Source organism: Streptomyces silaceus, from assembly GCF_001419745.1.
Taxonomy (GTDB): Bacteria; Actinomycetota; Actinomycetes; order Streptomycetales; family Streptomycetaceae; genus Streptomyces; species Streptomyces silaceus.
Map to the genome: position 1 here is coordinate 1 of NZ_LIRJ01000105.1, position 2,158 is coordinate 2,158.

Sequence of the window (2,158 nt, forward strand, 5' to 3'; positions counted from 1 at the left end):
GCCAGCCGGTGGCGTCGGCGTGCGTGTGGGAGAGCGGTGACTGGTTCACGAACTTCTGGATGCTGAAGGCCCCCCACCAGCCGAAGGTCGAGTCGCGGGTGCCCGCCGCTCCGGGCTTCTCCGGTTCGAGCGGGGACGGACCGTGGTCCGAGTAGTTGATGCGCATGCCTTACCCCCTGGGAGGATCTCCTCGTTCCGTGAGCGAGGGGGCCTCAAAGTGTCACCGCCGACGCGTGTTGCCCAGTTGTCATTCCGGCCATAGAGCCCCTGCCACGCACCTGTTCCCGCACCTCAGAGGCCCCTGTGGCGCCGCCTCGCACACCACGTGTTCGTATCGGGTGACGCGCACCTGCGGGATGTGCTCGAACGTTGCGGGGGCAACGGGGAGGGGGCGCGCGGCCCGTTTTCGTCCGGTGCGCGCAACGAGGGGTGCGAGCCTTGGGTACGTGCCCTAGCGATGCCGCGACATCCGGCGACAGCGGTGCCTCAGGGCGTGGGAGTACCAGGGTGTCCAGGCCAGGCCGGCGGTGCCGAGTGCGAGGGACGCGGCGGCCAGTGCCCAGAACCGTGCGTCGCCCGGTCCCGCGGACGTCCAGTCCAGGGCGCCGCCGGTGAACCAGACCAGGGGGAAGGCGGACCCCAGGGGCAGGACCCAGGCCAGGTGGGGGCCGAGGAGCCGCAGGGACAGCATCGCGAGGCCCCACCAGATCGCGAGGGAGCGGACGAAGACGAGCCCCATCGGCCAGCCCACGGTCAGGGCCTCGGTCAGCAGCGAGAGGACGGCGGCGGCCAGGGACGTCCAGGCCAGGAGGCGTGCGCGGAGGCGGTGGAAGGTGTCCGCAGCGCCCTGCTCGTGCGCGGACATCGGACCCGACCACAGGGCGGTGAGGAAGACGGCGGACACCAGGGGCAGTTCACGCCGGAAGGGCACGCCCACGGTCCCGGCGCCGCTCTCCAGCGACGGCACGGGGAAGCGGACGCCGCCCAGGACGGCGGAGAGCGCGGCGACGCACGCGACGCCCAGGAGCACCGGTCCCACGCGGTGGACGCGCGCGCACCGCAGCACCTCACCGCGGGGCATCACTTCCTGCACCACGTGCCCAACCGGGCGCGCTGCTCGGCGGTCCACGTCCTCTGCTCGCGTTCGGACAGGGCGACCGCCTCGGCCGCGGCCCGCTGCTCCTCGGCCACGCCGACCATGCTGAGCCCGGCGTCGGCGGTCCTGGGGTCGGTGCCCATGGCGCGGTACTCCAGCCACAGGTCGAGGCGGTTGGAGGCCTGCCAGGCGCGCTCCTCGCTCTCGGGAGGGGTGCAGCGCCCCATGGACGTGGCGGAGACCTGGGCGGCCATGCCCATCGCGGCGGGGCGTACGTGTCCTTCGGCGATGTCGAAGCCGATGTCGCCGAAGGGGGTGGGGCGCAGCCCGTACTCGTAGTACGCCGCGGGCTGTTTGATCCAGTCCTGGGGGACGCGGGAGAGGCGGTCCGCCATGGCGACCAGGTCGGGGAGGTACTTGCGGTGCTCGGGCCAGACGCAGACCCGGGCGCCGTGCCCGCCGGCGCGTGCGCACGCGGGCGTGACCGCCGCCGGCGGCCGCAGGACCCGCACGGGGCCGCTCAGGGCGATGAGCGGCACCAGGGCGAAGACCATGACGGTGGAGAGGGCCATCACCGCGCGGGTGCCGGTGGGCAGGTAGAAGCGTGTCTGGCGGTCGGCCTTGGCGACGCGGGTCAGGAACACCGCCACGACGGACAGGGCCAGCGCCAGCAGGAGGCGCAGTCCGAGGGCGCCGGGGGCGATCTTCTGGGTGGGGTCGCCGCTGAGGACGTAGAGGCCGTAGCCCTTGCCCACGCCCACGTAGGCGACGAACCCGACGAGCGCGCAGAGCACCGGGGTGAAGGCGGCCGAGGGCCACAGGCGTCCGGCGAAGTGCCCCAGCGCCGCGAACGTCACCAGGGACGCGCACCCCAGCAGCAGGTAGGAGGGCCACAGGAATCCCGGTCCCGCGTCCTTGAAGGAGAACGCGGCGGCGGTGAGGCAGCCGACCAGGTACGCGGCGCAGCCCAGCGTCAGGGTGGCCGCGAAGCGCACGGCCTCGGCGTGCCAGAGCGGCCGGGCGGCCCCCTGGAGGAACTCCGGCATCCCGGCGCGCGCGCCG

Annotated in this window: 2 protein-coding genes; both read right to left on the minus strand. The window is 73.5% G+C overall.

The window, feature by feature from the left end; genetic code table 11:
• Positions 1-451 precede the first annotated feature (451 nt).
• Positions 452-1,096 carry a hypothetical protein gene (locus AOK22_RS12295; protein ID WP_244164756.1) on the minus strand — a complete coding sequence of 215 codons (645 nt, stop codon included), beginning with the start codon at positions 1,094-1,096 and terminating at the stop codon, positions 452-454.
• Positions 1,081-2,158: DUF7224 domain-containing protein (locus tag AOK22_RS12300; RefSeq protein WP_157872223.1), on the minus strand; the 1,078-nt coding region annotated here is incomplete at its 5' end. The genes AOK22_RS12300 and AOK22_RS12295, both read right to left, overlap by 16 nt.